Consider the following 25,629-nt stretch of genomic DNA (forward strand, 5'->3'; position numbering starts at 1 on the left):
CATCCCGCTTAAACAGCGGAGCGTCCATCCAAGTGCATACGTTAATCCTACTCCACTTATACATTTTTCAACTTGCATCTTGCTATATGTGTTGCTATAAATGATATAATAATTTCAAATTCAAAGTTTCGGAGGGATGGTTCGTCATGTGGAAGGAATTCAAAAGCTTCGCCATGAAAGGTAATGTACTTGATCTGGCGGTTGCCGTAATCATTGGAGCGGCATTCGGCAAAATTGTTACCTCGCTGGTGGGAGACATTATTATGCCGCTTATCGGTCTGATCAGCGGAGGTATTGACCTGAAGGAACTTAGCTTTGGTATTGGTGAAGCGGAAGTGAAGTACGGCTTATTCCTCCAGACCGTAGTCGATTTCTTCATTATCTCCTTCTCTATCTTCATGGTGGTGAAGCTGAGCAGCCGGTTCAGACGCAAGGAGACTGTTAAGGTTGAAGTCGTTGAGACACCTGCCCCGGCACCGGATATCCTCCTGCTGACGGAAATCCGCGATCTGCTGAGAGCGGACAAGCAGCGTGAGACGGGTGTATAAGGGAATTAAGTTACATAAATATAGTAAATTTCCGAAGCACACTTGCATTTCATCCGGCGAAGTGATAATTTTGTTGTAGGCTTAACTTGGTATTCAACTGAATAGATCAATCCTTCAGGGCAGGGTGTGATTCCCTACCGGCGGTGATGCTGTTGGAGCTGGCTTAATAATTGCCGCTTCTGATGCTCAGTCCGCTACCCGCTTCGTAAGATATTGCTACGGACGGTGGACCCGGTGTAATTCCGGGACCGACAGTATAGTCTGGATGGAAGAAGGAGAGATTCACGCGCCGCGCTTGCAACAGGCGGCCGAGCAGCAGTGTTTTCGGAACTTATGTGCGAACTTTCACAATGCCGGAGGTCCGGCGTTTATTTACGCATATATTCTTTGCTGCGATCACCTCTCGTATATCCCGTCTTGAACTCCTCCTGGAGATTGAGACGGGTTTTTCTGTTTAGGGTTTGGTACACATGAAGACTACAGCCTTGGGATAGGAGGCAAGACATGGATAAGATGAACGATGAGTTTTACATGTCCCTTGCGCTGGATATGGCGGAGCGGGCACAGGGCCAGACGGGAATTAATCCTGTGGTCGGCTGCGTAGTCGTGAAGGACGGCGCCATGATCGGGATTGGAACCCATCTGCAGCGCGGAACCGGACACGCCGAGGTGCATGCGCTCAATATGGCAGCCGGTAAAGCGCAAGGCAGTACAGCCTATGTTACGCTGGAGCCTTGCAGTCATTACGGCATTACGCCTCCTTGCAGCCAGCGTCTGATCGATGAAGGCGTGGCTAGGGTGGTTGTCGCCTGTGAGGACCCCAACCCTCAGGTGGCAGGCCGGGGAATTGCGATGCTGCGCGAGCAGGGGATTGATGTTGAAGTAGGTCTGTTGCGGGGCCGGGCGCTGCGGCTGAACGAGAAGTTCATCAAGTATATTTTGACGAAGCAGCCGTTTGTAACCTTGAAGAGCGCCAGCACACTGGACGGCAAAATCGCCACACGGACCGGAGACAGCAAGTGGATCTCGAATGCAGAGGCACGGGAGATTGTACATACCCTGCGTCACCGCCATCAGGGGATTATGGTCGGGGTGAATACGGTGATTGCCGATAACCCTTCGCTGACAACTAGACTGAATGTACCCGGACGGAATCCGGTGCGGATTATCATTGACTCCTCGCTGCGCCTTCCGCTGGACAGCGCTGTGGTCAAGGACGGACTCGCGCCTACGGTGGTTGTGACGACAGAGGCAGCCGATCCTGACCGCAGAGCAGCGCTGCTGGCTGCAGGGTTAGAGGTGATTGCTGCGGGCAGCGGTCCGCGTGTGGATCTGCAGGCGGCTATGGCTGCGCTCGGTGCAATGGAGATTGGGTCCATTCTGCTGGAAGGCGGCGGAACGCTGAATGGGGCGATGCTTGAGCAGGGGCTGATTGACCGGGTGGTCCTCTTCTTCGCTCCGAAGATTGTCGGCGGCGGCGCGCAAGCAGCGGGTACCTTCGACTTCGGGGGTGTGGAGCTGATGCGTGATGCCATCCAGCTTGAAGGATTGGAAGTGGAAGTGCTCGGGGATAATGTGTGTATCAGCGGCACCCCGGTTCCTCTGCAGTAACCGAATATTCAGGATGGAGGGATGGTATGTTTACCGGCTTAATTGAAGAGGTGGGAGTTCTGCGCAGCGTCACTAGCGGCGGGGAGATGATGGTGCTGAATATCGGCGCTTCCCTCATTATGGGAGATCTGAAGATCGGCGATAGTGTGGCGGTCAATGGAGTCTGTCTCACGGCAACCTCACTCGGGGACCATCATTTCACCGTTGACGTCATGCCCGAGACTTACCGCAACAGTACGCTCAAGGAGCTGCGCACCGGGTCCAAAATGAATCTGGAACGCGCCATGGCTGCCGGCGGACGCTTCGGAGGGCATATTGTCCAGGGGCATGTGGATGGAACCGGTGAGATCCGCAGCGTCAGGCGCGATCAGAATGCAGTGGTGTTCGAGATTGCCCCGGACCGCAAATCCCTGTTCAAATTCATCATTCCCAAAGGCTCCATTACGATAGACGGCATCAGCCTTACGGTTGTGAGGACGGAAGCCGCAACCTTCACCGTGTCGATTATCCCGCACACGCTGGGAGAGACAGTGCTGGCCCACAAGCGGGCGGGAGACCGGGTGAATATTGAATGTGATGTGCTCGGTAAATATGTGGACCATCTGCTCCATTACGGTTCGCGTGCGGGCAATGAAGATGATGGGGGAAGCTCGAAGATCAGCCATGATTTTTTGGCGGCCAACGGGTTCGTATAATCTATAGATCAGGCATACGGCAAGCCGTCAGGCGAGCGTATAGCCATTAGGAGGACAGTAGTATGAGCCAGCAAGCTGATAAGGACAGTATTCTAGACCCGATTGAAGATGCGATCTACGACTTAATGCGCGGTAAGGTCGTTATCGTTGTAGATGATGAAGACCGTGAGAATGAAGGAGACTTCGTCGCTCTGGCAGAACGGGCTACCCCGGAAGTGATTAACTTCATGATTACCGAAGGACGCGGCCTGGTCTGCGTACCGATCACAGCAGAGCGTGCAGAGGAGCTGGACCTGCATCCGATGGTGTCCCAGAATACCGATAATCATGGTACGGCGTTCACGGTATCTATTGACCACGCGGATACGACGACCGGCATCTCAGCCGGTGAACGCTCCCAGACGATTAAGGCCATGCTGGACCCGAAGGCGAAGCCGGCCGACTTCCGCAGACCGGGGCATATGTTCCCGCTGATCGCCAAAAAAGGCGGAGTCCTGCGGCGTTCCGGACACACGGAGGCTGCGGTTGATCTGGCCCGCATGTGCGGGGCTTATCCGGCAGGTGTCATCTGTGAAGTGGTGAAGGTGGACGGTACGATGGCCCGCCTGCCTGACCTGATTGAGATCGCTAAGAAGCATGACCTTAAGCTGATCAGCATCAAGGACCTCATTCACTACCGTAACGAGAAGGAGCATCTGGTTACCCGTGAGGTAGCAGTGAATCTGCCGACGGATTTCGGTGATTTCCAGACCATTGCCTATACGAATGAGGTGGACGACAAGGAGCACGTTGCCCTGGTTAAAGGCGATATCTCAGGGGATGAGCCGGTACTCGTACGTGTGCATTCCGAGTGCCTGACCGGCGATGTGTTCCATTCGCACCGCTGCGACTGCGGCCCGCAGTTCGAAGCGGCGCTGCGCCAGATTGAAGAAGCCGGCAGGGGTGTACTCCTCTATATGCGCCAGGAGGGCCGGGGCATTGGCCTGATCAACAAGCTGCGCGCCTACAAGCTGCAGGAAGAAGGGCTGGATACTGTGGATGCCAACCTGAAGCTGGGCTTCGCGGCGGATCTGCGGGATTATGGCATCGGGGCACAGATTCTTAAGGATCTCGGGATCCGCCAGATCCGGCTGCTGACCAACAATCCGCGCAAGATCAAGGGGCTGGAAGGCTACGGCCTTGAGGTGGTGGAGCGCGTAGCGATCCAGATGCCGGAGAATAAGGACAATACCAATTATCTGCATACGAAGCAGGCGAAGCTTGGGCATCTGCTGAATTTTGACAAGATCGAACAGAATGAGAATACCAAAATTTAATCATAGATTTCCTATCCTATACACGAAGGGTTGATGAGTAGCATGCCGAATTATTTTGAGGGACATTTAGTATCTGAGGGCTTGAAATATGGGGTTGTCGTAGGACGTTTCAATGAGTTCATTACCAGCAAGCTGCTCTCCGGGGCCCTCGATGCCTTCAAGCGCCATGGCGCCGCCGATGATGAAGTGGATGTGGCCTGGGTACCGGGCGTATTCGAAATTCCGCTGATCGCCCAAAAAATGGCCGAAAGCGGCAAATATGACGCCGTTATCACGCTGGGCACCGTCATTCGCGGATCTACAACACACTATGATTATGTGTGCAACGAGGTTGCCAAGGGCGTAGCGGCGATTAATCTTAAGACGGGTGTTCCGACTATTTTCGGTGTGGTTACGACGGAGAATATCGAACAGGCCATTGAGCGCTCGGGGACCAAAGCCGGCAATAAAGGCTGGGATGCAGCGACTGCCGCCATCGAAATGGCTAACCTGAATAAGCTGTTCAAATAATACACCTCTTGACGAAAGAGCGTAAATCGTGCTTATTTATAAGTATGAGAAGAAAGCATGAATATAGATCTTTCTACTTGTGTAGCGTCCTTGCGGCGCTGCACTTTACTTTTTTTGGGCTGGAGGAAACCGCGTGACTGTATTGTACAAGCTGGAGACGTTCGAAGGTCCGCTCGATCTGCTCTTGCATCTGATTGACAAGGCGGAAATCGACATCCAGGACATTCCGGTCAGCGAGATCACCGAGCAGTATATGGAATTCCTACAGGGAATGAAGGAGCTGGAGCTGGATATCACGAGTGAATTTCTGGTGATGGCTGCCACTCTCCTGTCGATTAAGAGCAAAATGCTGCTGCCGAAGCCGCCCGTCATTGAAATCGAGGATTTCGATTATTATGAGGATGACGGCTATGATCCGCGTGCGGAGCTGGTGCAGCGACTGATTGAATACCGTAAGTTCAAGAGCATCGCGGTGCAGCTGCTGGATATGGAGAGCGAGCGCAGCCTGATTTTTACGAAGGAGCCTGAGGATCTGGGCCCCTTCGTCCCTGCGCAGACGGACAATACACTGAAGGGTCTGCATACCGCCGATCTGATCGCTGCGTTCCGCAAGGCGCTAAGCAAGGCTGCCCGGCGCACCTCGTATCAGCGGATTACCCGGGATGAGATCTCGGTAAAAGATCGTATCCGTGATGTATCCGAAGCGCTCCAGCGCAAAGGGATCGGCGGCAGAATGCGCTTCTCTGCCCTGCTGCATGAGGAGATGGACCGGCATGAGATTGTGACCACCTTCCTGGCCATCCTGGAGCTGATGAAGATGAAGGCCATTTACTGCTACCAGGAGAAATTATTTGAGGATATTGTGATGGAGTGGAGAGGAGGAGAGGATGTCAGTGGACTACAACACGCTGAAATCAATTATTGAAGGCCTGCTGTTTCTCTCAGGGGATGAAGGCCTGTCGGTCCGGCAGATTGCCGAGATTACCGAGCAGCGGCCTGATCTGGCTACAAGAGCGCTGGATGACTTAAGAGAGGATTACCACTCGCAGAGCCGTGGCCTTCAGGTGGTCCAGATTGCTGGGAATTACCGGCTGGCGACACTCCCGGAGCATGCGCAGTATTTCGAACGTCTGGCGTATTCGCCCTCCAGGTCGTCCCTGTCCCAGGCAGCGCTGGAGACACTTGCCATTGTGGCTTACCGCCAGCCTATCACGAGAGTGGAGATTGAGGAGATCCGGGGCGTCAAATCCGAACGGGCCATCCACACGCTGGGCAACAAGGATCTGATCCACGAGGTGGGCCGGGCGGAGGCTGTCGGGCGTCCGATTCTGTATGGCACGACCAAGTCCTTCCTGGACAGCTTCGGGCTGGCCAGCCTGAAGGAGCTGCCGGAGCCGTCGAGCTTCGATACCTCCGAGGGCCTGGAAGAGGAGACCCAGCTGCTGTTCAGCAAGCTGGACAGCCAGATGACTTTTGATGAGCCGGAATAACCGCAGCGGACTGCCGCTGTGACAGAGATGCCGTTGACCCTTCGGGGGCAGCGGCATTTTTTCAAAATATAAGACTTTATATGTTGCACACGATAAAGTATCCTTCTATTTCTCGCTGAAGCGGTCCCGTCCTTTAAAAGGACGGCAAATCCGCTTCCACTTGTGAAAAATGGAGAAGTTTGCGAAATCACCGAATGTTATCCAGCCGTAATTGCCATACTAATCCAGAGGCTCCATGTTTATTATTCTAAAGTCTGCTTGGAGGTTAACCGTGTGACGTTATGGCTGGCAATACCCTTAATTCTGCTGCTGCTCGTTGTTCTGCTGTTCCTGCTGGCTCTAGCGTCATCGATTCATTTTCACTTTCGTGTCCGCAGGCTGGGTAAGGATGACCGCATCGAATTCGATATCAAAGCTGTATATGGCCTCGTTAAATTTCATTATGAGGTGCCTGCGCTGGTCTTCCAGGGCCTTGAACAGGGAATTAAGCTCAAGGTGGAGAAAAGCGGAATCGCACCGGTGAAGCTGGATAGCGAGAAGGAAGGGCAGGTCGATAAGGAATCTGTGACGCAATGGTTAAAGAATGTACGCACTGCGTTACATGCCACCCGCGGTCTGAAAAAATGGCTTAAGGACACTCTTTCACATATTCAGATCACCAAGCTGGACTGGTCCACAGACTTCTCTCTGGGGGAGGCTGCAACGACCGCCACGGCGGTGGGGGCCTTATGGGGACTGAAGTGGACGATGATCGGCGTGCTCTCCCGTATGGTCAGACTGGTGCATAAGCCGGGGATATTCGTGACACCTGTCTTCCGGGATCAGCCGTCTTTTGCAACGGAAGCCGTCTGCAGTGGCAAGCTGTCCGCCGGATATGCGCTCTATGCGGGGCTTCTCCTGCTGCGGCGTGTGTCGAGAGTGGAAGGCGGTCTGGGCCGGTGGAAGAAATTGCTCAGCCGTGAACGTTCCTAAATAATCTACATACTCCAATCTATAGTGGGCAAGATAAATACTGCAGGTACATTTATATACACACGAGGAGGAGACAAACAATGTCAGATCATCCGATTCAAGGTCTCATGCAGACCGCAATGGAGAATATTAAAGGCATGGTTGATGTAAATACAATTGTAGGAGATCCGGTTGAAACGCCTGATGGCACGGTCATTCTGCCGATTAGCAAGGTGACATTCGGCTTCGCAGCAGGCGGTAGTGATTTCAGGGTGGAGGATGATGGTCCGGGCGTGAACAGCAGCGGGTCCGGTGTCAAAATGCTACCCTTCGGGGGCGGCAGCGGGGGCGGCGTGTCTATTCGTCCAATCGCTTTTCTGGTCGTTGGCAGGGAAGGGGTACATATTGTGCCGCTGGATAATCAGACCCATCTGTTCGAGAAAATTATTGATGCCACGCCTAACCTGCTCGACAAAATCCAGAATATGTTCCAGCCCGGCATGGTTCCCGAAGCTTCAGATATTCCCGGCTCCAAGGTAACCAAAACCGTTGTGGAGACCGGGTCCGGCTCGTCTGACCATTCGTCAACACATTAGGATTGAGCGAATTAAGCAAAGCATGAATTGTCAGGGATATCACCTAAGAGGGTGGTATCCCTTTTTTGCCGGATGATGGAGGATAGGACATACCTGCCCCATGCCCCGCATACACTTGTACAACCAGGCAAGACTGATGAACCGTTGCGTAAGGAACGGATAAGAAGCCGGAGGATGAACATGAAGACATTAACCCGAAAATCTATGCTGTCCTTACTGTTGTGTGTGCTGCTGCTTGCGCTGGTGCCGGTGTCTGCCGTTAGTGCAGAGAACCGTTCGATCTCTACCCATGCCAGGGCGGCGGCGCTGATTGATGTGACATCCGGAAGAATTCTGTACAGCAGCCGCGGGGATGAACCGATGCTGATTGCCAGTCTGACCAAAATTATGACCGCCCTTGTGGCGATAGAGAACAGTGATATTACGTCGAAGGTCAAGGTTGGTAAAAATGCTTTTGCCAAGGAGGGCTCCTCCCTGTACCTGAAGCTGGGCGAGGAAATGACGCTGAAGGATATGCTGTACGGGCTGATGCTGCGCTCCGGCAACGATGCGGCAACTGCAATTGCCGAGCATGTCGGCGGTTCGGAGCAGGGGTTCGTCTACCTGATGAACGCCAAGGCGCAGGAGCTGAATTTGAAAAATACGCATTTTGCGAATCCGCATGGATTAGATGCAGAAGGCCACTTTTCCAGCGCGAATGATCTGGCCGTATTGACCGCATATGCGATGCATAACCCGGTATTCAAGGAGATCGTAGCCACCAAAGAGAAGACGGCGGACAATCCCTATGAGAAATGGGACTATAAATGGAGCAATAAGAATAAGATGCTGCGCCTCTACGAAGGGGCGGACGGGGTGAAGACGGGGTATACCAAAAAAGCGCTGCGCTGCCTGGTCAGCTCCGCTACAAGGGACGGGCAGCAGCTCGTGGCGGTTACGCTGAACGACGGTAATGACTGGAACGACCATTCCTCGCTGCTGGACTTCGGCTTCAACCATTATCCGCTGAAGACGCTGGTCGAGCGGGGCGAGGCCGTCAAAGGCTACAGTCTGGTGACCGGCAAGGCCTTCGCGTATCCGCTTGGTCAGGGGGAGGAAGCCAGGCTCGTCAACAAGCTGGTGCTTAATGCGGATACGCAGGCTGCTGCGGGTGGTAATGCTGCGGGTACGGGGAGTGCAGGTGCGGGCTCCGGTGTAAGTGCAGGTGCGGGCAGGGCAGGTATGAATGCCAGCGGGAGTGAGGGCGGAAGCAGTACAGAAGCGGGTGCCAGCGGGAGTGAGGGCGATGTTAACTTCGGTTTCAGGGGTGTGATTATTCTGCAGCTGGGAGATCAGGAGATCGGGCGGGTTCCGGTGTATACGCCTGGCCAGCTCCCGCCGGAGACCTCACCATATGTGGAAAAATACAACGCTGCGAGCGCCTCCGCCTATCCGGCGGGGACTTGGCTGCAGGCCTTCGGCAGTGCACTGCGGGCGCTGTTCCACACGGGGGAATAGTGAAGCTGTTCAGTTAGTCAGAGTATAAAGAATGAACCGGGGGAGGGGATACCGATGTTAAATGGAATCTGGCTCGGAATGATCCTGATCGGATTTGGCTTTGCGGCAGTTAACGGACGGATGAACGAGTTCACCGCCGCCGTATTCGATGGCGCGAAGAGCGGGGTGACCGTCAGCTTCGGGCTGATCAGTGTGCTGGTGTTCTGGCTGGGCATTATGCGGATTGCGGAGGATGCCGACCTGCTGAAGAAAATCTCCAAAGTGCTGGGTCCCGTAGTCTCCTTTCTGTTCCCGGATGTGCCCAAAGGGCATCCCGCGATCGGCTACATTCTCTCTAATATGAGCGCCAACCTGCTGGGGCTGGGGAATGCAGCCACTCCGATGGGCATTAAGGCGATGCAGGAGCTGCAGACGCTGAACCCGGATAAGGAGACCGCAACGCCGGCCATGTGTACCCTGCTTGCGCTGAACACTGCCAGCATCACTCTAATTCCGGCGACTCTGATTGCGATCCGGCTGAATTACGGATCGGCGGACCCGGCGGCCATCGTCGGGACCACCCTGGCGGCGACGGCCGTGGCTACCCTGGCGGCGATTGCTGCGGACAGGCTGTTCCGCCGCCTGACCCTGCTCCGCAGGCCGCCCGGACCGCCGCCAGTCCTGAAGGCCGGGACCGGCCCGGCAAATGGGAGCGGGCCGCTCCCACATTCTTCGGTGAAAGGGTGACCGTCCGTGTTACAACTGATCAGTCTGATCTCTGCCTGGGCGATTCCGGTAATGGTTACCTTTATTCCACTGTATGCCTTCACGCGCAAGGTTCCGGTCTATGAATCTTTCGTGGAGGGGGCGAAGGATGGCTTCGGTACCGCGATCGCGATTATCCCCCATCTGGTCGGCATGCTGGTGGCGATCAGTGTGTTCCGCGCGTCCGGTGCGCTGGACTTCCTGATGGGCTTTGTAAGCCCTCTGATGGAGGGACTGGGTATTCCGTCAGAGGTGCTTCCACTCGGTCTCCTGCGCCCGCTGACGGGCACTGGATCACTCGCCTATACTACAGACCTGATCCGCGTCCACGGCCCGGACTCTCTCATCGGTATGATTGCTTCTACTATACAGGGCAGCACAGACACCACCCTGTATGTGCTGACTGTCTATTTCGGCGCCGTAGGCATCCGCAACGGCCGCTATGCCTTGAAGGTGGGCCTGTTCTCGGACGTCGTCGGCTTTATTGCTGCCATTGCCGTTTGTCTGCTGGTATTCGGGTAGGGAGTAGGTTATAGAAGGTAGGTTAATAGATGGATTTCCTCCACTTGTTGCTAGACGAATGAACATGGGTAGAGACAATAGTTGGAAAAACGCCACTTAATTATACGTATTCTCGCCAAAGTCGTGAAATCAAACAAATTAAATGCCCTATTTCCACTTGCTTCAGCTAACTTCCCCGAAACTCATAAATTACGATACATTTATCCAATTGTTTGCTGTCAGGAGAGTGGAAATTAAGGGTATTAATGCACCTGATTTCAGGAAAAGTCGGCTGGATGAGCGAATGAAGGGTATTAATGCACCTGATTTCAGGAAAAGTCGGCTGGATGAGCGAATGAAGGGTATTAATGCACCTGATTTCAGGAAAAGCCGGCTAGATGAGCGAATGAAGGGTATTAATGCACCTGATTTCAGGAAAAGTCGGCACTTCCCTGGCAACCTGCCGCCAGTGGTTGTGGTCCCCAAGCGCTGCCCCGCAGCCGCTTGCCGCTTCCCTACAGTCCTCACCCCCTTCCGGGAGGTGAGGACTGTTTGTTATTAGGTTTGCCCGTGCGTAGACGGAGTAACGGAGAGGAATTTTGGAACTGTAGGAGCGCCAGCGTCCGCCTTTAAAGTTGGATTTCTACTGCCGCAGGGCAGTCAAATCAAGAAAATCCAACTTTAACAGCGGCCGGAAGTCCAAACATTCCCCGGAGTTACGATTAGTCAACGCCTTTATTCTCTTTGGCCCCGCTCCAAAACATTTTAACAAACAGTCCTCACCGCCCGCCCCCCCACTTCATATGCTATTTCAGCAATACGGAGGGAGGACGACAAAGGGTGGACTACAAAGGCTTTATTCTGCATCATTCCCGCTGTCCGTCTATTAACGGCAAAGGCTTCGACTTCTGGGTCGGGCTGAACGGCTCGGTCTATGCGGCGCCGCTGCTGACAGACCCGGAGCATATTCATATTTGCCTCGAAGGCAACTACGGGGAGGCGGAGCAGCTGCCCCAGCTTCCGGAGCGCCAGCAGCAGCTGTTTGCGGCGGGGAAGCTTATACTGGAGCTGTCCGGGCGCTATCAAATGTCGCCGCTTACGGTGGAGCCGCATAGTGAAACTTGCCCCGGCGCATTTTTTCCGTGGAATGATCTTGTGATTTATGCCTCTGATGGTTATCATTAACCTGAGGTGAGTAGTCGAAAATGGAAAGATTACAGAAAATATTGGCGCAAGCAGGTGTTGCGTCCAGACGCAAATGTGAAGAAATGATTTTGGCCGGTAAAGTGGAAGTCAACGGGGAACTCGTAACTACGCTTGGCACGAAGGCGGACCCCGCAACCGATATTATTAAAGTCTCGGGCAGACTGATCCGGGGCGAGAATAAAATCTATATTATGTTCAACAAACCCAAAGGTGTAATTACAAGCGCCTCGGATGATAAGGGCCGCAAGGTAGTAACGGATTACCTGAAAGGAATCACGGAGCGCGTATACCCTGTAGGCCGCTTGGACTACGATACGGAAGGGCTGCTGCTGCTGACGAATGACGGTGAGTTTGCCAACCTGCTCACGCATCCAAAGCATCATGTGCCGAAGACATATCTGGCCACGGTCAAGGGTGTGCCGCACGGCACAGCGCTGGACAAGCTGAAGGCCGGCATTAAGCTGGAAGACGGCATGACCGCTCCGGCAGAAGTCGAATATAAGGATATCGATGAAGCCAATAAGGAAGCGGTAATCAGCATCACGATCCATGAAGGCCGTAACCGTCAGGTCCGGCGGATGTTCGAGGCGGTGTCGCATCCGGTTATCCGTCTGAAGCGGATTTCCTTCGGGGATATCCTGCTCCAGAATCTCAAGCGCGGCTCTTACCGCCATTTGACTAAGGATGAGATCAATCATCTGCAGCAAATTGCCAAAGCGGGAATGCTTCGGGATAATCAGACACGCAAAGACACATAAAGTTCACAATTTCCCCTCCTAAAACTGTGACAATATTCGTTATAATGTTCATAGGATGTTCACACCTTACAACTAAAGTAATGAGTTGCGTCACAGAAGGGGGTACCCCTGTATGGGCAAAGCCAGGAAGCCAATCCAAATCGTGATACTATTTCTAATCGTTCTGATTGGGGGTTATGCCATCAGCTCCTCTGTGTTCGGGGGAGACGGCAAGCCTCAAGAAGGCGGGAAAGCGCCAAATTTTGAATTGCTTGGGCTGGACGGTGCGACCCATACGCTGGAGGAATTTAGAGGGAAGTCGGTTGTCCTGAACTTCTGGGGCTCCTGGTGCGCACCATGCGTGAAGGAAATGCCTGCCCTCCAGGCACAGTGGGAGAAATGGAAGGACCAGGGTGTCGTGGTCTTGGGCGTGAATGTGGGCGAGGATCAGATGACGGTGGACAATTTCGTGAAGCTCGTGGATATTGATTTTCCGGTTGTGATGGATAAGGGACGCGACGCGGTCCGCAGCTACGGGGTCTCCCCGCTGCCCACTACCTTCTTCATTAATACGAAGGGCAGGGTGGACAGCATTCATATCGGCCAGTTGGATCTGAACTCGCTTGACGAGCAAATCGGGAAGCTGGTGGGACCATGAGTAAGCATGAGCCGCTGATCAGCAACACCAAATGCGAATGCGGTCACCAGAATCCTGTAGGAACGGTTCTCTGTGAAGCCTGCGGCAAGCCGCTGGATGAGAAGGAAGAGAACGCTTCGGGGAACCTGGAGATGCGCTACGATGGGGTGGCCCGCCGTTCACAGCGGGTAAGCCCGGGAGTGATCGACAAGGTCTGGAACTTTTTTTCCTCCGTCAAAATAGCCATCTACCTGATTGTGCTGACGCTGCTGGGTGCGATGCTCGGTACGATATTTCCGCAAGAGAGCACCTTTCTGAATATTGACGCTTCAACCTATTATGAACAAACGTATGGAACAGCCGGGAATATATATTATAGACTCGGCCTTTCGCATACCTATGAATCCTGGTGGTTCGTGACACTGCTGGTTATGATCGGAGCTTCTCTGGTCATCTGCAGCCTGGACCGCGTGCTTCCGCTCTACAAGGCACTAACCCGGCAGAAGATCCGCAAGCACCGCCAGTTCCTTACCCGTCAAAAGCTTACGCTGAATACAGAGGTGGAGGGGGAGCCGGAGGAATGGGTGGCACGGATCGTTCAGCCGCTTAAGAAGAAAGGATACCGCGTGCGGACGGAGGGTGGCGCTTTACTGGCAGAGAAACACCGTTTCAGCCGCTGGGGACCTTATGTAATACATATCGGCCTGATTATATTTTTGCTTGCTGTGCTTGCCAGGGGATTGCCGGGTCTGAATATGGATCAGCATCTTGCCTTTCCGCAGGGAGAGACAGTAAAGATACCGGACACCAGCATGTACCTGAAGAACGAGAAATTCACGGTAGAATTCTATAGTGAAGAAGAGATGCCCGAGGAATTCCGGGGCAAGAAGGTTCTCCCTAAGCTCTATGAGACGAAGGCGGTTCTATATGAATGTACGGCAGACTGCAGCGATCCCTCCAAGGAGCCTCAGCTTGCGGAAGTGGCCAGACACGACATTCAGGTGAATTCTCCGCTAAGCTACCAAGGAATGAAAGCGTATCAGTTTGACTATGACCTTACGCCTGTGCTGCGTTCCGTGCAGCCTGATCTGGTCAATGCTTCAACCGGCGAGAGCTACGGCAAGTTCAGACTGGATATGAAGAATCCGCAGCGCAGCTTCAAGGCCGGACCGTACACGCTTGAACTGAAGGAGAAGTATATGGATTTCGGATTGAATGAGGAAGGCCGTCCGGTCTCCACCTCCCCTTATCCGAACGCTCCGGCGTTTCTCTTCCTGATCCGTGGTCCGGATCTGCCGGCAGAGGGGCAGCAATATTTCTATTTCCCGAAGCAGGTGGACAAGGAGCGCTTCCAGCAGGAGGCCATCAACGACAAGCTTGGAGGCGGCACACGGTTTCTGGAGCTTGAGGTGGGCAGTATGACGGATGTGGATTTCTCGGAATCCACCACCTATCTCAATATACGTGTGGACCGGGCCATGCCGTTCGTCTGGATTGGTGCGGGTATTGTCATGCTGGGGCTGATTCTCGGCTTCTACTGGCAGCACAGACGCATCTGGCTGATCGTTGAGGATGGACAGCTGGTGCTTGGAGGCCACACGAACAAGAACTGGTTCGGCTTCCGCCGTGAACTCGTTTCTATTCTGGAGCAGATAGACATGACAGTCGATGACAAATCATTGGACAACGGAGGAGGCATGGCATGAACTTGCTCGATTTCAGCAGTGACGTCTTTATAGCCGCATTTTTCTTATACAGCGGTGCCTTCATGTTGTTCACCATTGCTATTATGGGCCGCAAATGGTCGGGCAGGAAGCCGGAGGAGCATACTGCACGGTGGGGCCGGATTGCTTTTATCACCTCCTCACTCGGGCTGCTCTGCCATCTGGCTTACTTCATTACCCGCTGGATGGGGGCCGGTCATATTCCGGTAAGCAACATGTACGAGTTCATGACCTTCCTATCGATGATGGTGATGGTTGCCTTTACAGTCATCTTCGCCATCTACCGCAAGATGATTCTCGGGGTATTCGCGGTTCCGATCTCCATTGTTGTAATGGCTTATGCAGCGGTATTTCCGCAGGAAGTGCAGCCGCTTATCCCTTCGCTGAAGTCGATCTATCTGAATATTCATGTCACGCTCGCTGCGCTCGGGGAGTCCTTCTTCGCGGTGGGCTTTGCCGCAGGGCTGATGTACCTGCTGCGGACAGTGAAGTTTGACAGCAAGGAACGCAGTGACCGCAAGCAGCAGCGGCTGGTCGAATTTACTCTGTTCTCGATCATTGTTATAATTGGGTTTCTTGGATCTGTATTTGCCTTCCGCGGCGCGGGCTATGAATCTGTTTTTGTCCGTTCGAACGTTACGATTGACAGCCCCGGGCAGGAAGATAGTACAATAGAGAAAGTGAGTTATAAAATGCCGCCGATTGTGGCACCGTACCATAGCGAAATTGAGAGCTTCCAGCCGTTTCTTGGGCTTCAGAAGCCTTTGTTTCAAGCACCATCGTGGATGAATGGCGTCAATGCAGGGCGCAAGTTCAACACTGTGATCTGGTCACTGCTGTCCGGACTGCTCCTGTACGGGCTTCTTCGGCTGGCTGTGCGTAAGCCGCTTGGGAAGGCCCTTCATCCGGTACTTGATGGAATTGATGAGAATGACCTGGATGAGATTACCTACAGGGCAATCGCCATCGGGTTCCCGATTTTCACACTGGGGGCTTTGATTTTTGCAATGATATGGGCCGAGGTGGCTTGGGGCAGATTTTGGGGATGGGACCCCAAGGAAGTCTGGGCTCTCGTCACCTGGCTGTTCTACAGTGCGTATCTCCATTTGCGGCTGGCCCGCGGCTGGCAGGGACGCAAATCCGCTTGGCTCGCTGTACTCGGCTTTCTAATCGTAATGTTTACCCTGGTTGGCGTTAACCTGGTTATCGCCGGACTTCATTCATATGCGGGAACGGACTGATAAGCTCAGGCTTCTTTCGGGCATGCGTATGATCCAGGGTGACGTTCTACTGTAATTGATGAAGGGGTTGTTGTGTAAATGGCTGAGCACTTGAATAGAATTCTGGTGGTGGATGACGAAGAACGTATCCGCCGCCTGCTCAAAATGTATCTTGAAAAAGAAGGCTACGAGATTGATGAGGCAGAGGACGGGGAAATTGCCCTGCGCAAAGCAACCGCGAATGACTACGGTCTGATTCTGCTGGATGTGATGCTGCCTGGTATTGACGGGATTGAAGTGCTGACTCGGCTAAGAGGGGTGAAGTCCACACCGGTCCTGATGCTTACCGCTAAGGGTGAGGAGATTAACCGGGTGCAGGGCTTTGAGATGGGGGCAGACGATTATGTCGTCAAGCCATTCAGTCCGCGCGAGGTGATCTACCGGGTCAAGGCGATCATGCGCCGTTCTTCCGCAACGGCATTTTTGTCCAAAGAGAGTAATTCAAGCAACAATATCGTGTTCCCGTTCCTGATTATTGAGCATGATGCACACCGCGTAAGCGCAGGGGGTCAAGAGGTAAGTCTGACGCCCAAGGAATACGAGCTGCTGCATTATCTGGCCATCTCACCGGACAAGGTATTCTCGCGTGAGGAGCTGCTGAAGGATGTATGGAATTATGAGTTCTTCGGTGATCTGCGTACCGTGGATACTCATGTCAAGCGTCTGCGTGAAAAACTGAATAAGGTATCCCCGGAATCGGCAGCGATGATTACAACGGTATGGGGAGTAGGCTATAAGCTAGAGGTGCCTAAATAAGTGAACTTCTGGAGAAGCCTTGTCGGGAAGCTGTGGATCACGATCATCTTCCTGGTTGCTGTCGTGCTCATTACACTCGGGCTGTTCCTGCTGCCTTACATCGACAGTAATTTCACCAATTCCGGGGCAATCAAGCGCTTGTTCATGTATACATGCATGATCGGGTTCTCTCTGACCACCTTCTTTGCCCTGTTCCTGTTCACGAAGATCACCCAGCCGATGCAGCAGGTTATTGAGGCAGCGAATGACATCCGCCGCGGCGAGTATGGAACAAGACTGACCCTGGTTACAAGCGATGAGATCGGCCAGCTTGCTACCTCATTTAACCATATGGCGGAAGAGCTGGAAGAGAATATACGCAGTCTGAATAATGAAAAAGGGCATTTATCCAGTGTCCTGCGCAGCATGAGTGATGCGGTAATCACCTTCGATATCGAAGGCCGGATCATCCTCACCAATCCGCATGGACAGACCCTCCTCGAAACCTGGAGTGATCTTGCCTGGGAGGAGGAAGAGGATACCGGACTCGTTCCGAAGGTCTCCGCTTCCAGTGAGGTGCCGCCGCCGCTGCGTCCGCTGTTCTTCAGCACCCTTGAGGGCGGGGGCGATCAACGCTCCAATGTCCATGTCCGGCAGGGGGTATGGTCGGTGCACATGGCACCGCTCTATTCCGAAGATCATCTGCGCGGAGCTGTTGCCGTTCTGCGGGATGTGACGGAAGAGGTACGTCTGGAGAAGATGCGGCGTGATTTCGTGGCCAATGTATCCCATGAGATCCGCACCCCGCTATCCATGATGCAGGGCTACAGTGAAGCACTATTAGACGGAATGGCTTCCTCCCCGGAGGAGAGCAGTGAGCTGGTTCAGGTCATTCACGATGAATCCTTGCGTATGGGCCGTCTGGTGAAGGATCTGCTGGACCTGGCGCGCATGGAAGCAGGACATACGGATATGCTGAAGTCCAGGGTGGATGTGGGAGAATTGCTGGAGCGGGTATACCGCAAGTTCTCCGTCAGAGCCAAGGAGCGGGATATCATGCTGGAGCTTAAGAAGCCTGAACAGGAACTGCTGCTGGCGGCAGCCGATGAAGACAAGCTGGAGCAGGTGCTGACCAATCTACTGGATAATGCCTTCCGGCACACTCCGGCGGACCGGAGAATCTCTATTCTGGCAGGCACAGTAGTGCTGGAGGGCAGGAGTCTGGTGGAGATCGCGATCAGAGACCAGGGGGCCGGCATTAACCCCGAGGATCTGCCGTTTATCTTCGAACGCTTCTACAAAGCGGATAAAGCCCGCCTGCGCGGGGAGACGGGCGGTACCGGGCTTGGTCTTGCTATTGTGAAGAATATCGTCGAATCGCATCACGGCAGCATTTATGCCTCCAGCAAGCTGGGAGAAGGCACCACATTTACCCTGCGGCTTCCTGTCGAAAAACAGTAAACCAAGACCATGCATGACAGCGCCTCTGAGAGCAGAGGTGCTTTTTGTTGAAATCACCACATTAATATTGTTCATCGTGAAACATATATTTCAAGCTAAGGCTTGCAGGAGGCTGGGCATTATGATCTTATCCTTGGACCAAGGTACTACCAGCTCACGGGCAATTCTCTTTGATACAGAGGCGGAAGTGATTTCGCAGGGGCAATATGAGATCAAGCAATCCTTTCCCCGCCCAGGCTGGGTTGAGCATGACCCGGAGCAGATCTGGGAGAGCCAGCTTGCCGCAGCCAGAGATGCCATTGCAGCAAGCTCTGTACCGGCTAATCACATCACGGCAATCGGGATTACCAACCAGCGGGAGACTGCACTTATCTGGGATAAAATTACAGGCGAACCGATCTATCCGGCAATTGTCTGGCAGGACCGGCGGACAGCAGAGCAATGTGAGGAGCTGAAATCGCAGGGGATGGCCGGAGTCATTGCGGACAAGACGGGGCTTGTCATCGACGCGTATTTCTCGGCGACCAAGCTGGCATGGATTCTGGACCATGTACCGGGAGCAAGAGAGCGTGCGGGCAAGGGAGAGCTCCTGGCGGGAACGGTAGATACCTGGCTGATCTGGAAGCTGACCGGGGGTGCGGTACACGCTACAGACGTTACTAATGCTTCAAGAACGATGATGTATAACCTGCATGAGCGTCAGTGGGATGAAGAGCTGATGGACACGCTGCGTATTCCGCCGTCCATTCTGCCGGAGGTGAGGATGTCGGGCGGAGATTTCGGTGTCTGTGACCAGCAGTGGTTCGGTCTGGAGATTCCTATCCGGTCGGTGCTGGGGGATCAGCAGGCAGCGCTCTTTGGTCATACCTGCCTGGAGGCAGGCAGTGCCAAAAACACCTATGGGACAGGCTGCTTCATTCTCATGAATACAGGCACTGAAGCTGTGGCATCCAGTCATGGCCTATTGACCACGGTAGCCTGGGGCATGGGCGATGAGCTCTATTATGCACTGGAAGGCAGTGTCTTCGTGGCTGGAGCGGCTGTGCAGTGGCTGCAGGAGGGGCTGGGGCTAATTGTCGCGCCCGCCGACTCGGAAGAGAAGGCCAGCGAGGTGGACGAGAGTGAGGGGGTTGTGGTGGTGCCAGCCTTTACCGGCCTGGGTGCGCCTTACTGGGATATGTATGCGCGGGGCGCCATATTCGGCTTGACGCGGGGCACCACCTCCGCACATCTGGTACGGGCCACACTGGAATCACTGGCCTTCCAGTCCCGTGATGTCATCGACGCAATGCAGAAGGATGCCGGCATGCCGCTCACTGGCCTGAGGGTAGACGGCGGTGCGGTGCGCAACAATCTGCTGATGCAGTTCCAGGCCGATATTCTGGGCAGCGAAGTGACACGTACAACCTACGCGGAGACTACAGCACTTGGCGCTGCGCTGCTAGCCGGACTTACCTCCGGGGTATGGACCCGTGAGCAGCTGGAGAGCTTCAATACGGCCGAGAAGGTCTTCTCGCCGCAGATGGAGCCGGAGGAGCGGGAGCGCAGATACGGTGCCTGGCAGGATGCTGTGTCGCGCACGATGGGCTGGGAGAAGCATGAGGGCAAGCACGAAGGCAGACTTTAGAGCGGAGTAGAGGCATTGAGAACAGAAACGGCCCGCAGGCAGAAACTCTGCTGCGGGCCGTTTTTTACTCTGGAACAGAATGAACAGTAAGATTAGTACTCCATTACAAATGCGACATTCTGCCATCCGGCGCCCACGGTCCAGAACAGAACTTTGTCTCCGCGTTCAAGCTGCCCGGTAGTGACGGCTCTGTGAAGGGCAATGAACGGGCTGCTGGTCGAGGTATAGCCGAACTCATCGCCTATGTAGACTGCGGCCTCAGGGTTAATGCCGGTTTTGCCGGAGACGGCCTGGATGTTCGGAAGAGACAGCTGTGAGAAGCAGGCAGCCTTGACCGATTCAGGGGCAATCCCGTTGTTGCTCAGCAGAGTGTTGATTGATTCGGAAGCAGCATCCACACAGATGGAATCATCGAATGGAATGAACTTCACATTGAACTCTCCTGCGGCAACACCGGTGCGTCCGAGCTTAGCCAGGCCTTCTGCCGGGAACAGAGAGTTGCCGTACACACAGGTGTCTGTCTGGTAGATAGAGTCAATGAAGCCGACCGAATGCTCATCGCGCTCCAGAATAACAGCGGCAGCGGCATCACCGAAGTTCGCGTAATACACTGGATCATTTTTGTCCGCATGCGGTGCCACGTAATCGGAGCCGATGACCAGGGCGCGGCGGATTCTCGGGTTCGCCATCATCTGGCGGCTGACCTGCTCAACCGAGGCGGTCATTCCGGCACAGTTGGCATTGCTGTCAATACAGATGGTATGCGAAGCCCCGTTAATCAGGCGGTGAATCATCAATGAGTTCGTAGGAAATATATATTCAGGGGTCTGGCTTGCATAAGCGATCAGGTCAATGTCAGGGCCGGTAAGACCGGTCTTCTCCAGAACATTACTTGCGGCTTCAAAAGCCATTGTCAGGGAATTCTCATCCGGGCTGTCGATGCTGTAGCGGTTTTCACGGCCTAGAGTAGCCAGCAGTCCACGGATATCAATACCTTTGTCGTCAAAATGCTGTATGAAAAAGTCATTGCCGATTCTTTTGTCTGGATGGTAGATATCAATGTCCTTAATGCGAATCCCCGCCATAGTACAGACCTCCTAAAGTTTTGTTAGCTATACTTCTCACGAATCTGCTTCTTACAAAACTCTCTTCCGGCATTAGCAGCCGGTTTAATGAATGAACCTGTGCGTTTCAAGCGGCTGATTTAGGTTTAAATTGTATTTATTAAGCTTGTACGGTTGAAGTGATCTCCAGATTCTCAAGTCCTGCTTTGCGGCCCAGGCGTGCCAGCTGCATTTTGAGGATCGGGTTATTTTCCAGGGTAAGACTCACTTTCTGGAAGCCGTCAGCCTTGAACATGATGAAGCAGCCTTCAAGCAGCGGTACAACATCAGGAGCTGTTACATTCAGCTTGCGGCAGTCGATCTCTAGTGCATATTCAGCAGGGCTGATCGGGTTAATGGTCTGCTGGTAAGCCTGTATAGATTTGAGCCCGTCCTCGTTAGAGAAGGTTCCCTCCAGCTCAATATTGATTACTTTCTTCGCAGTATCTGTCTTCAAAATAAATTGTCCCATGTTGATCTCTCCCTAAGTGTAATTTCCAATACCTCCAAAACGTTATTCCTGCGACTCTATTCGACAAAATCGCAATTGAATTTGGGATATTTTGCCTTCATTATAACCAGATCATCCTGAAATGTGCAATCGAAAAGTCGAAATTTGTAGAATTATGAAGATTTTTCTTTGATCTCCTCCAGGGTATCCAGCAGCACATTAAAGGCCGAAATCACCCGGGGGGCACCGACGCAAGGGGTCAGATGCAGCAGCACACCCTTGATCTGCTCGACGGTCATGCCAACGCGGAGCGCCATTACATAATGAACCCCCAGCTGTTCATATTGTCCCATCGTAATCAGCGACGAGATCACCGCGATCTCCTTCCAGTCAGAGCCAATCGTGGTCCGCTGAAAAATATCGCCATAGGCATTGCCCATGATATATTCGGCTAATTCCGGAAAATGCTCTTTGATCGGAGCCAGGGCCTTGGCCCCATAATCTCCTGAGAGATCAGTGAAATGATCGAGTCCGCTGTTCTTGTTCACGATATGTCCTCCTGATAGTAGGTTAGAAAAGGTGTGCGGATACGGCTTCCTTACGTAAGATCCAGCGTGCGGTGGGCCGTAGGAGGCATTTCATCACGGTCAGTCAGCAGCTCAATGACAGCTGCCTTGTTAAGTGCCACAGCTTCGCGGATTGCGGCAGCGAACTCCTCCTGCGTCTCGCAGCGGAAGCCGGCTGCACCCAGCGATTCGGCGAATTTCACGGCATCCATCGGAACCTCGAAGATCGTACCGTCAATCCGGCCGGTCGTTTTCTCCATACCCTTAAGCGCCATATCCAGCTGCTTATTGTTCACCACAATGAAAATCACCGGAATGTCCTTGCAAACGGCTGTGTTTATTTCAGTTCCGAGCATCATAAAACAGCCGTCACCGGTAATGCAGAAGACTGTCTCTCCGGGAGAAGCCGTCTTGGCGCCGATCGCCATGCCAATTGAATTGCCCATGCAAGCAAAGTAGGCATCGAATATGAAGCTGCCGGGCCTGCGGACATTGAACCATTTCACAGCATTGAACCCGTGGCTGCCGTCATCTACAAAAACGCTGCTGTTGTAAGGAATCAAGTCGCTCATCGTGCTCATTACCGAAGCTAGAGAGAGTCCCGCCAGCACGGGCAGCTCGTCATTGTAAGCATTGGAGATTGTGATTTCATGCTTGGTGACCGTAGAGGGGTCCAGCTTCTGAAGATACAGTGCCAGGTTGTCCCTTAAGTCCCCGCCGACAGCGATGGTGGATGAGGACAGTATTTTGCCGACAAAGGTTGGATCTACATCGAACTGGATCAGCTGCTGCGGATGATTCTCCGGCTTCAGGTTGCAGATGGTCATGTCGCTCAGACGAGAGCCCAGAACAATGAACAGGTCGCTGTTGTTCAGCAATTCATCGCCGTGCGAGGAGCCGCCAACGCCGACAGGACCGTGGTAGAGCGGGTGATCATAAGCTATTGCACCTTTGCCGCCTGGAGAGGTGACTACAGGAATGTTAAAGGTTTCGGCCAGCTGAACCAGTTCCTGATGGGCACCTGAGCGGTTGACGCCTTTACCGGCAATGATCAGCGGCCTAGCGGATTGATTAATCGCCGAGATGACCCGGTCATAGTTCTGATAACTGACTAGTCCCTCGCGTTCCGGCAGAACAATCCGGCATTCCGCGAGCCGCTCTGTCTGCACATCAAACGGAATGCAGAGATGGACTGGGCCTTTTTGGTCACCGAGGGCGATGGATAGGGCATGGTTGAAAATCGTGCTGAAGTGATCGCCGCGTTCAACGAGCTTGCTGAAGAGGGTGGCCGGCCGGAACATATCCGCCAAATCAGCCAGGTAGGAAGTGGAATCCTGACATTGAGGAATGCCCAGCTCCTTGATGGACTGATGTCCGGTGATGAAGAGGACGGGAAGATTATTGGCCTTGGCATGCGCTGCTGCGGTGAGCAGATTCGTTCCCCCCGGACCGGAGGTGCCGAAGGCTACCCCGAGACTGCCGGTCTTCAGAGCATAACCGCCGGCGGCGAAGCCGGAGCTGGATTCGTGCCGGCCGGGGATGAACTCTATACCGTAGTCAACCATTTTCAAAGCGATGGGGCAAATAGACTTGCCTATGATTCCAAAAGAATGAGTGACTCCCAGATTGCGTAATGCTTCCGCCATATAATCTGCAACTGTCTTCAGAACATCCACCCCGCAAGTTGTTATTTGTATACGTCAGCAATAGAAAACCTGTACTCAACATTGGAGCACAGGTCTGTTGCACGAATCACCATAATCAAACGCGAAACCTAAGGCGTTCACAGTTTTTCAGCAACCTGGCTGTCATGATCCCACTTCAGAAATGAGACTGTAGATCCATGGCTTTGCGTCATTCCCTTTCGGTGAATTTTGCCGGTATGCGGTTATAAATGAATTTGTGGAGAATTTTCCTTTACAATATATTCCTTGCTCCTCTTTTGTCAATAACCCCTGTGAGAAGAAACTCGGAATTTGACGAATATTCAGGAGTGAAAATGGCTAAATATTTGGATTTTCAAACTTTTGAAAATGGTTGTCCCTGGAAGACTAAAGTCTTAAAATGCAAATGGCTATTTAGGTTGGTTAATGTGGGAAGTGAGCACAAAGACTCATTACATTCCTGATTTACTGCAAAACATTAAGAATTCACTAGATATACAGCATTACAAATTTCGGTGATAGGACTTAAGTAATAGTGATGTGAGATGTTAGCTTATAGACAAGCTATGACAATAGAACGACTATAGTAAAGAAGTGCAAAGCACGGTTTTTACCCTTATGCACAATTTCAACAATTTGTGAATATTACATAACAATCTTTGTTTTGCCCAAAAAAAGAGACACCTCCCGCAGAAAATTCCGCAGGCGTGTCTCTTTGTGCTGAGGTTAAAATTTGAAAATATGAATCGTTTTTTGCAGGTTGAAGACCGCGGAGGTCATCTTCTCTGTCTCCTCAGCTACGGATTGAAGAGCATGAATCTGTTCGTTCATCGCTGCGGATACCTCTTCCGTCCCTGCGGCGGTCTCCTGGGTGATGGCTGAGATATTCTCGATCGCCCCGGAGATCTTGAGCGCGCTCTCCAGCATAAGGTCACTCTCTGCGGAAAAGGAGGCAATCTGCTCGGTTATGTATTGGACACTATGCACAATTTGAGCAAAAATGTTGGCTGTCTCCGTAATCATCTCATTCTGCACCTGGACTACCTCTTCATTGATGGCGATGTTATCGATAGCCTGCTTGATATCCGCTTCGATGCTGCGTACCAGACCGAACACCTCTTTGGTTGAAGCGGTGGATTCCTCGGCCAGCTTGCGGACCTCCTGGGCAACAACGGCGAACCCGCGGCCATGCTCGCCTGCACGGGCGGCTTCAATAGAAGCATTGAGCGACAGCAGATTGGTCTGTTCAGCAATTTCGGTAATCGTCTTGGTAATCATCGTAATGCCTCGTGCGTTATGCGATAGGGCTTCGATAGTATCCGCCACCTTCTGGGTAGCCTGGATGTTCTTGCGCATGCCTTCGGCTTGGGTATCCACCGATTGCCGTCCCTGTTCTACCAATTCCAGCGTATGTACAGACCTTTTATTCATTTCCTTGGTGGAATTCGTATAATTGGAGACTTTGATTTCGATATCCTTGATCGATTCAGTCATATCAGCGATATCCACCGAGATTTCGTTAGCACCGAGGGCCAGTTCATTGGAGGAGGAGGCCACCTGCGCCATGACAAACTTCAGGTTCTGATTCTTGTCTTCAATCCCGCGGCTGGCGTCCATAACCTGACGGGTAATCTGTGAAGCATCGGTGAGGATTTTTTTGAGCTTGTCAATCATGGTGTTGAAGGAGCGGCTGATGTCGCCCATGGAGCCATTCTCGTCGGCACGGCTGGTGAAGTCGCCTTTGGCAATCGTATGCGTCACATTGGAGATATCCTCAAATGAAGATGTAAGCGTTCTCTCAATGAAGCGCGCAAGCGGGTAAGTCAGCGCTGCCAGGACGGCGACAAGAATAATGCCGATGAGCAGCCTGTCCATGAGGATTAGCGTGATTAAGACAGGGACAGCGAATAAAGCGGCAACCAGGTAACATCCGGTGACGATTTTTTGTTTCAACGGCAGCTTGTTCATCCAGTCCATAA

The 25,629-nt window shown here is 53.1% G+C and carries 25 protein-coding genes and 2 riboswitches; of the genes, 20 read left to right on the top strand and 5 right to left on the bottom strand.

Translation table 11 applies throughout. From position 1 onward, the window contains the following. Positions 1 to 146 precede the first annotated feature (146 nt). The 20 genes from mscL (at position 147) to glpK (ending at position 19,866) form a co-directional block, all read left to right on the top strand. On the top strand, positions 147 to 548 hold the full coding sequence (gene mscL, locus MHH78_RS13860) for a large-conductance mechanosensitive channel protein MscL (protein WP_341167748.1): 402 nt from the start codon (positions 147 to 149) through the stop codon (positions 546 to 548). A gap of 106 nt (positions 549 to 654) precedes the next feature. Further along, a riboswitch (FMN riboswitch) is annotated at positions 655 to 829 on the top strand. A 223-nt stretch (positions 830 to 1,052) separates the two neighbouring features. After that, positions 1,053 to 2,159 (top strand): bifunctional diaminohydroxyphosphoribosylaminopyrimidine deaminase/5-amino-6-(5-phosphoribosylamino)uracil reductase RibD, encoded by a 1,107-nt coding sequence (gene ribD, locus MHH78_RS13865; RefSeq protein ID WP_341167749.1) that lies wholly within the window; start codon positions 1,053 to 1,055, stop codon positions 2,157 to 2,159. Between the two features lie 26 nt (positions 2,160 to 2,185). Next, complete coding sequence (gene ribE, locus MHH78_RS13870) at positions 2,186 to 2,854, top strand: riboflavin synthase (protein ID WP_036727380.1); 669 nt, start codon at positions 2,186 to 2,188, stop codon at positions 2,852 to 2,854. A gap of 62 nt (positions 2,855 to 2,916) precedes the next feature. After that, positions 2,917 to 4,170, top strand: coding sequence for a bifunctional 3,4-dihydroxy-2-butanone-4-phosphate synthase/GTP cyclohydrolase II (locus tag MHH78_RS13875; protein WP_340939600.1), 1,254 nt, complete (start codon positions 2,917 to 2,919; stop codon positions 4,168 to 4,170). Between the two features lie 42 nt (positions 4,171 to 4,212). Continuing rightward, positions 4,213 to 4,680, top strand: a complete 468-nt coding sequence (ribH, locus tag MHH78_RS13880; RefSeq protein ID WP_036698212.1) for a 6,7-dimethyl-8-ribityllumazine synthase — start codon at positions 4,213 to 4,215, stop codon at positions 4,678 to 4,680. Positions 4,681 to 4,813: 133 nt separating this feature from the next. Beyond that, the gene (locus MHH78_RS13885) at positions 4,814 to 5,605 is read left to right on the top strand and encodes a segregation and condensation protein A (protein WP_340993510.1); all 792 of its coding nucleotides are present in this window, start codon (positions 4,814 to 4,816) and stop codon (positions 5,603 to 5,605) included. Further along, positions 5,574 to 6,170, top strand: coding sequence for an SMC-Scp complex subunit ScpB (scpB, locus tag MHH78_RS13890; protein WP_340995653.1), 597 nt, complete (start codon positions 5,574 to 5,576; stop codon positions 6,168 to 6,170). The genes MHH78_RS13885 and scpB overlap by 32 nt, the downstream gene beginning before the upstream one ends. 273 nt (positions 6,171 to 6,443) lie before the next feature. Then, the gene (locus MHH78_RS13895) at positions 6,444 to 7,142 is read left to right on the top strand and encodes a DUF2953 domain-containing protein (RefSeq protein WP_341167750.1); all 699 of its coding nucleotides are present in this window, start codon (positions 6,444 to 6,446) and stop codon (positions 7,140 to 7,142) included. 80 nt (positions 7,143 to 7,222) lie between these two features. Next, positions 7,223 to 7,717, top strand: coding sequence for a GerW family sporulation protein (ytfJ, locus tag MHH78_RS13900; protein WP_076079149.1), 495 nt, complete (start codon positions 7,223 to 7,225; stop codon positions 7,715 to 7,717). Positions 7,718 to 7,891: 174 nt separating this feature from the next. Beyond that, a complete protein-coding gene (locus MHH78_RS13905) occupies positions 7,892 to 9,214 on the top strand; it encodes a D-alanyl-D-alanine carboxypeptidase family protein (protein ID WP_341167751.1) in 1,323 nt (440 codons plus the stop codon). Between the two features lie 54 nt (positions 9,215 to 9,268). After that, entirely contained in the window at positions 9,269 to 9,940 is a 672-nt protein-coding gene (locus MHH78_RS13910) for a nucleoside recognition domain-containing protein (protein ID WP_341167752.1), read from the top strand. Positions 9,941 to 9,946: 6 nt separating this feature from the next. After that, a complete protein-coding gene (locus tag MHH78_RS13915) occupies positions 9,947 to 10,480 on the top strand; it encodes a spore maturation protein (RefSeq protein ID WP_036727371.1) in 534 nt (177 codons plus the stop codon). A gap of 819 nt (positions 10,481 to 11,299) precedes the next feature. Further along, complete coding sequence (locus MHH78_RS13920; protein WP_076079153.1) at positions 11,300 to 11,644, top strand: N-acetylmuramoyl-L-alanine amidase; 345 nt, start codon at positions 11,300 to 11,302, stop codon at positions 11,642 to 11,644. A 20-nt stretch (positions 11,645 to 11,664) separates the two neighbouring features. Beyond that, positions 11,665 to 12,423: a pseudouridine synthase gene (locus MHH78_RS13925; protein WP_036727368.1), complete on the top strand. Its 759-nt coding sequence runs from the start codon at positions 11,665 to 11,667 to the stop codon at positions 12,421 to 12,423. Positions 12,424 to 12,535: 112 nt separating this feature from the next. Further along, positions 12,536 to 13,060 (top strand): thiol-disulfide oxidoreductase ResA, encoded by a 525-nt coding sequence (gene resA, locus MHH78_RS13930; protein WP_341167753.1) that lies wholly within the window; start codon positions 12,536 to 12,538, stop codon positions 13,058 to 13,060. Further along, positions 13,057 to 14,745 carry a cytochrome c biogenesis protein ResB gene (gene resB, locus MHH78_RS13935; RefSeq protein WP_036727364.1) on the top strand — a complete coding sequence of 563 codons (1,689 nt, stop codon included), beginning with the start codon at positions 13,057 to 13,059 and terminating at the stop codon, positions 14,743 to 14,745. Before resA ends, resB begins: the two co-directional genes overlap by 4 nt. Then, complete coding sequence (gene ccsA, locus MHH78_RS13940; protein WP_036727362.1) at positions 14,742 to 16,004, top strand: cytochrome c biogenesis protein CcsA; 1,263 nt, start codon at positions 14,742 to 14,744, stop codon at positions 16,002 to 16,004. Before resB ends, ccsA begins: the two co-directional genes overlap by 4 nt. A 78-nt stretch (positions 16,005 to 16,082) precedes the next feature. Then, positions 16,083 to 16,799 carry a response regulator transcription factor gene (locus tag MHH78_RS13945; protein ID WP_036727360.1) on the top strand — a complete coding sequence of 239 codons (717 nt, stop codon included), beginning with the start codon at positions 16,083 to 16,085 and terminating at the stop codon, positions 16,797 to 16,799. Continuing rightward, positions 16,800 to 18,239 (top strand): HAMP domain-containing sensor histidine kinase, encoded by a 1,440-nt coding sequence (locus MHH78_RS13950; protein ID WP_341167754.1) that lies wholly within the window; start codon positions 16,800 to 16,802, stop codon positions 18,237 to 18,239. A 121-nt stretch (positions 18,240 to 18,360) separates the two neighbouring features. Next, the gene (gene glpK, locus MHH78_RS13955; RefSeq protein WP_341167755.1) at positions 18,361 to 19,866 is read left to right on the top strand and encodes a glycerol kinase GlpK; all 1,506 of its coding nucleotides are present in this window, start codon (positions 18,361 to 18,363) and stop codon (positions 19,864 to 19,866) included. Between the two features lie 92 nt (positions 19,867 to 19,958). Here glpK and MHH78_RS13960 read toward each other — a convergent pair whose 3' ends face one another. The 5 genes from MHH78_RS13960 to MHH78_RS13980 form a co-directional block, all read right to left on the bottom strand. Continuing rightward, a complete protein-coding gene (locus MHH78_RS13960; RefSeq protein ID WP_036727354.1) occupies positions 19,959 to 20,951 on the bottom strand; it encodes a 3-oxoacyl-[acyl-carrier-protein] synthase III C-terminal domain-containing protein in 993 nt (330 codons plus the stop codon). A gap of 139 nt (positions 20,952 to 21,090) precedes the next feature. Next, positions 21,091 to 21,441: a hypothetical protein gene (locus MHH78_RS13965; RefSeq protein WP_036727352.1), complete on the bottom strand. Its 351-nt coding sequence runs from the start codon at positions 21,439 to 21,441 to the stop codon at positions 21,091 to 21,093. A 152-nt stretch (positions 21,442 to 21,593) separates the two neighbouring features. Beyond that, a complete protein-coding gene (locus tag MHH78_RS13970) occupies positions 21,594 to 21,968 on the bottom strand; it encodes a carboxymuconolactone decarboxylase family protein (RefSeq protein ID WP_341167756.1) in 375 nt (124 codons plus the stop codon). A 50-nt stretch (positions 21,969 to 22,018) separates the two neighbouring features. Then, positions 22,019 to 23,632: a thiamine pyrophosphate-binding protein gene (locus MHH78_RS13975; protein WP_445668046.1), complete on the bottom strand. Its 1,614-nt coding sequence runs from the start codon at positions 23,630 to 23,632 to the stop codon at positions 22,019 to 22,021. 146 nt (positions 23,633 to 23,778) lie between these two features. After that, a riboswitch (cyclic di-GMP riboswitch) is annotated at positions 23,779 to 23,875 on the bottom strand. A 501-nt stretch (positions 23,876 to 24,376) separates the two neighbouring features. Next, positions 24,377 to 25,627, bottom strand: a complete 1,251-nt coding sequence (locus tag MHH78_RS13980; RefSeq protein WP_036727350.1) for a methyl-accepting chemotaxis protein — start codon at positions 25,625 to 25,627, stop codon at positions 24,377 to 24,379. Positions 25,628 to 25,629 lie beyond the last annotated feature (2 nt).

Origin of the sequence: Paenibacillus sp. FSL H3-0333, assembly GCF_038002805.1 — a bacterium.
Classification (GTDB): Bacteria; Bacillota; Bacilli; order Paenibacillales; family Paenibacillaceae; genus Paenibacillus_AQ; species Paenibacillus_AQ silagei.

Bases quoted from the DNA above. Each gene is read 5' to 3' on its own strand.
- ribD (WP_341167749.1), top strand. From the start codon at position 1,053: ATGGATAAGATGAACGATGAGTTTTACATGTCCCTTGCGCTGGATATG.
- resA (WP_341167753.1), top strand. From the start codon at position 12,536: ATGGGCAAAGCCAGGAAGCCAATCCAAATCGTGATACTATTTCTAATC.
- glpK (WP_341167755.1), top strand. From the start codon at position 18,361: ATGATCTTATCCTTGGACCAAGGTACTACCAGCTCACGGGCAATTCTC.
- ccsA (WP_036727362.1), top strand. From the start codon at position 14,742: ATGAACTTGCTCGATTTCAGCAGTGACGTCTTTATAGCCGCATTTTTC.
- MHH78_RS13905 (WP_341167751.1), top strand. From the start codon at position 7,892: ATGAACATGAAGACATTAACCCGAAAATCTATGCTGTCCTTACTGTTG.
- MHH78_RS13925 (WP_036727368.1), top strand. From the start codon at position 11,665: ATGGAAAGATTACAGAAAATATTGGCGCAAGCAGGTGTTGCGTCCAGA.
- MHH78_RS13875 (WP_340939600.1), top strand. From the start codon at position 2,917: ATGAGCCAGCAAGCTGATAAGGACAGTATTCTAGACCCGATTGAAGAT.
- ribH (WP_036698212.1), top strand. From the start codon at position 4,213: ATGCCGAATTATTTTGAGGGACATTTAGTATCTGAGGGCTTGAAATAT.
- MHH78_RS13980 (WP_036727350.1), bottom strand. From the start codon at position 25,627: ATGGACTGGATGAACAAGCTGCCGTTGAAACAAAAAATCGTCACCGGA.
- ribE (WP_036727380.1), top strand. From the start codon at position 2,186: ATGTTTACCGGCTTAATTGAAGAGGTGGGAGTTCTGCGCAGCGTCACT.
- resB (WP_036727364.1), top strand. From the start codon at position 13,057: ATGAGTAAGCATGAGCCGCTGATCAGCAACACCAAATGCGAATGCGGT.
- mscL (WP_341167748.1), top strand. From the start codon at position 147: ATGTGGAAGGAATTCAAAAGCTTCGCCATGAAAGGTAATGTACTTGAT.
- MHH78_RS13910 (WP_341167752.1), top strand. From the start codon at position 9,269: ATGTTAAATGGAATCTGGCTCGGAATGATCCTGATCGGATTTGGCTTT.
- MHH78_RS13965 (WP_036727352.1), bottom strand. From the start codon at position 21,441: ATGGGACAATTTATTTTGAAGACAGATACTGCGAAGAAAGTAATCAAT.
- ytfJ (WP_076079149.1), top strand. From the start codon at position 7,223: ATGTCAGATCATCCGATTCAAGGTCTCATGCAGACCGCAATGGAGAAT.
- MHH78_RS13945 (WP_036727360.1), top strand. From the start codon at position 16,083: ATGGCTGAGCACTTGAATAGAATTCTGGTGGTGGATGACGAAGAACGT.
- MHH78_RS13960 (WP_036727354.1), bottom strand. From the start codon at position 20,951: ATGGCGGGGATTCGCATTAAGGACATTGATATCTACCATCCAGACAAA.
- MHH78_RS13975 (WP_445668046.1), bottom strand. From the start codon at position 23,632: ATGGCGGAAGCATTACGCAATCTGGGAGTCACTCATTCTTTTGGAATC.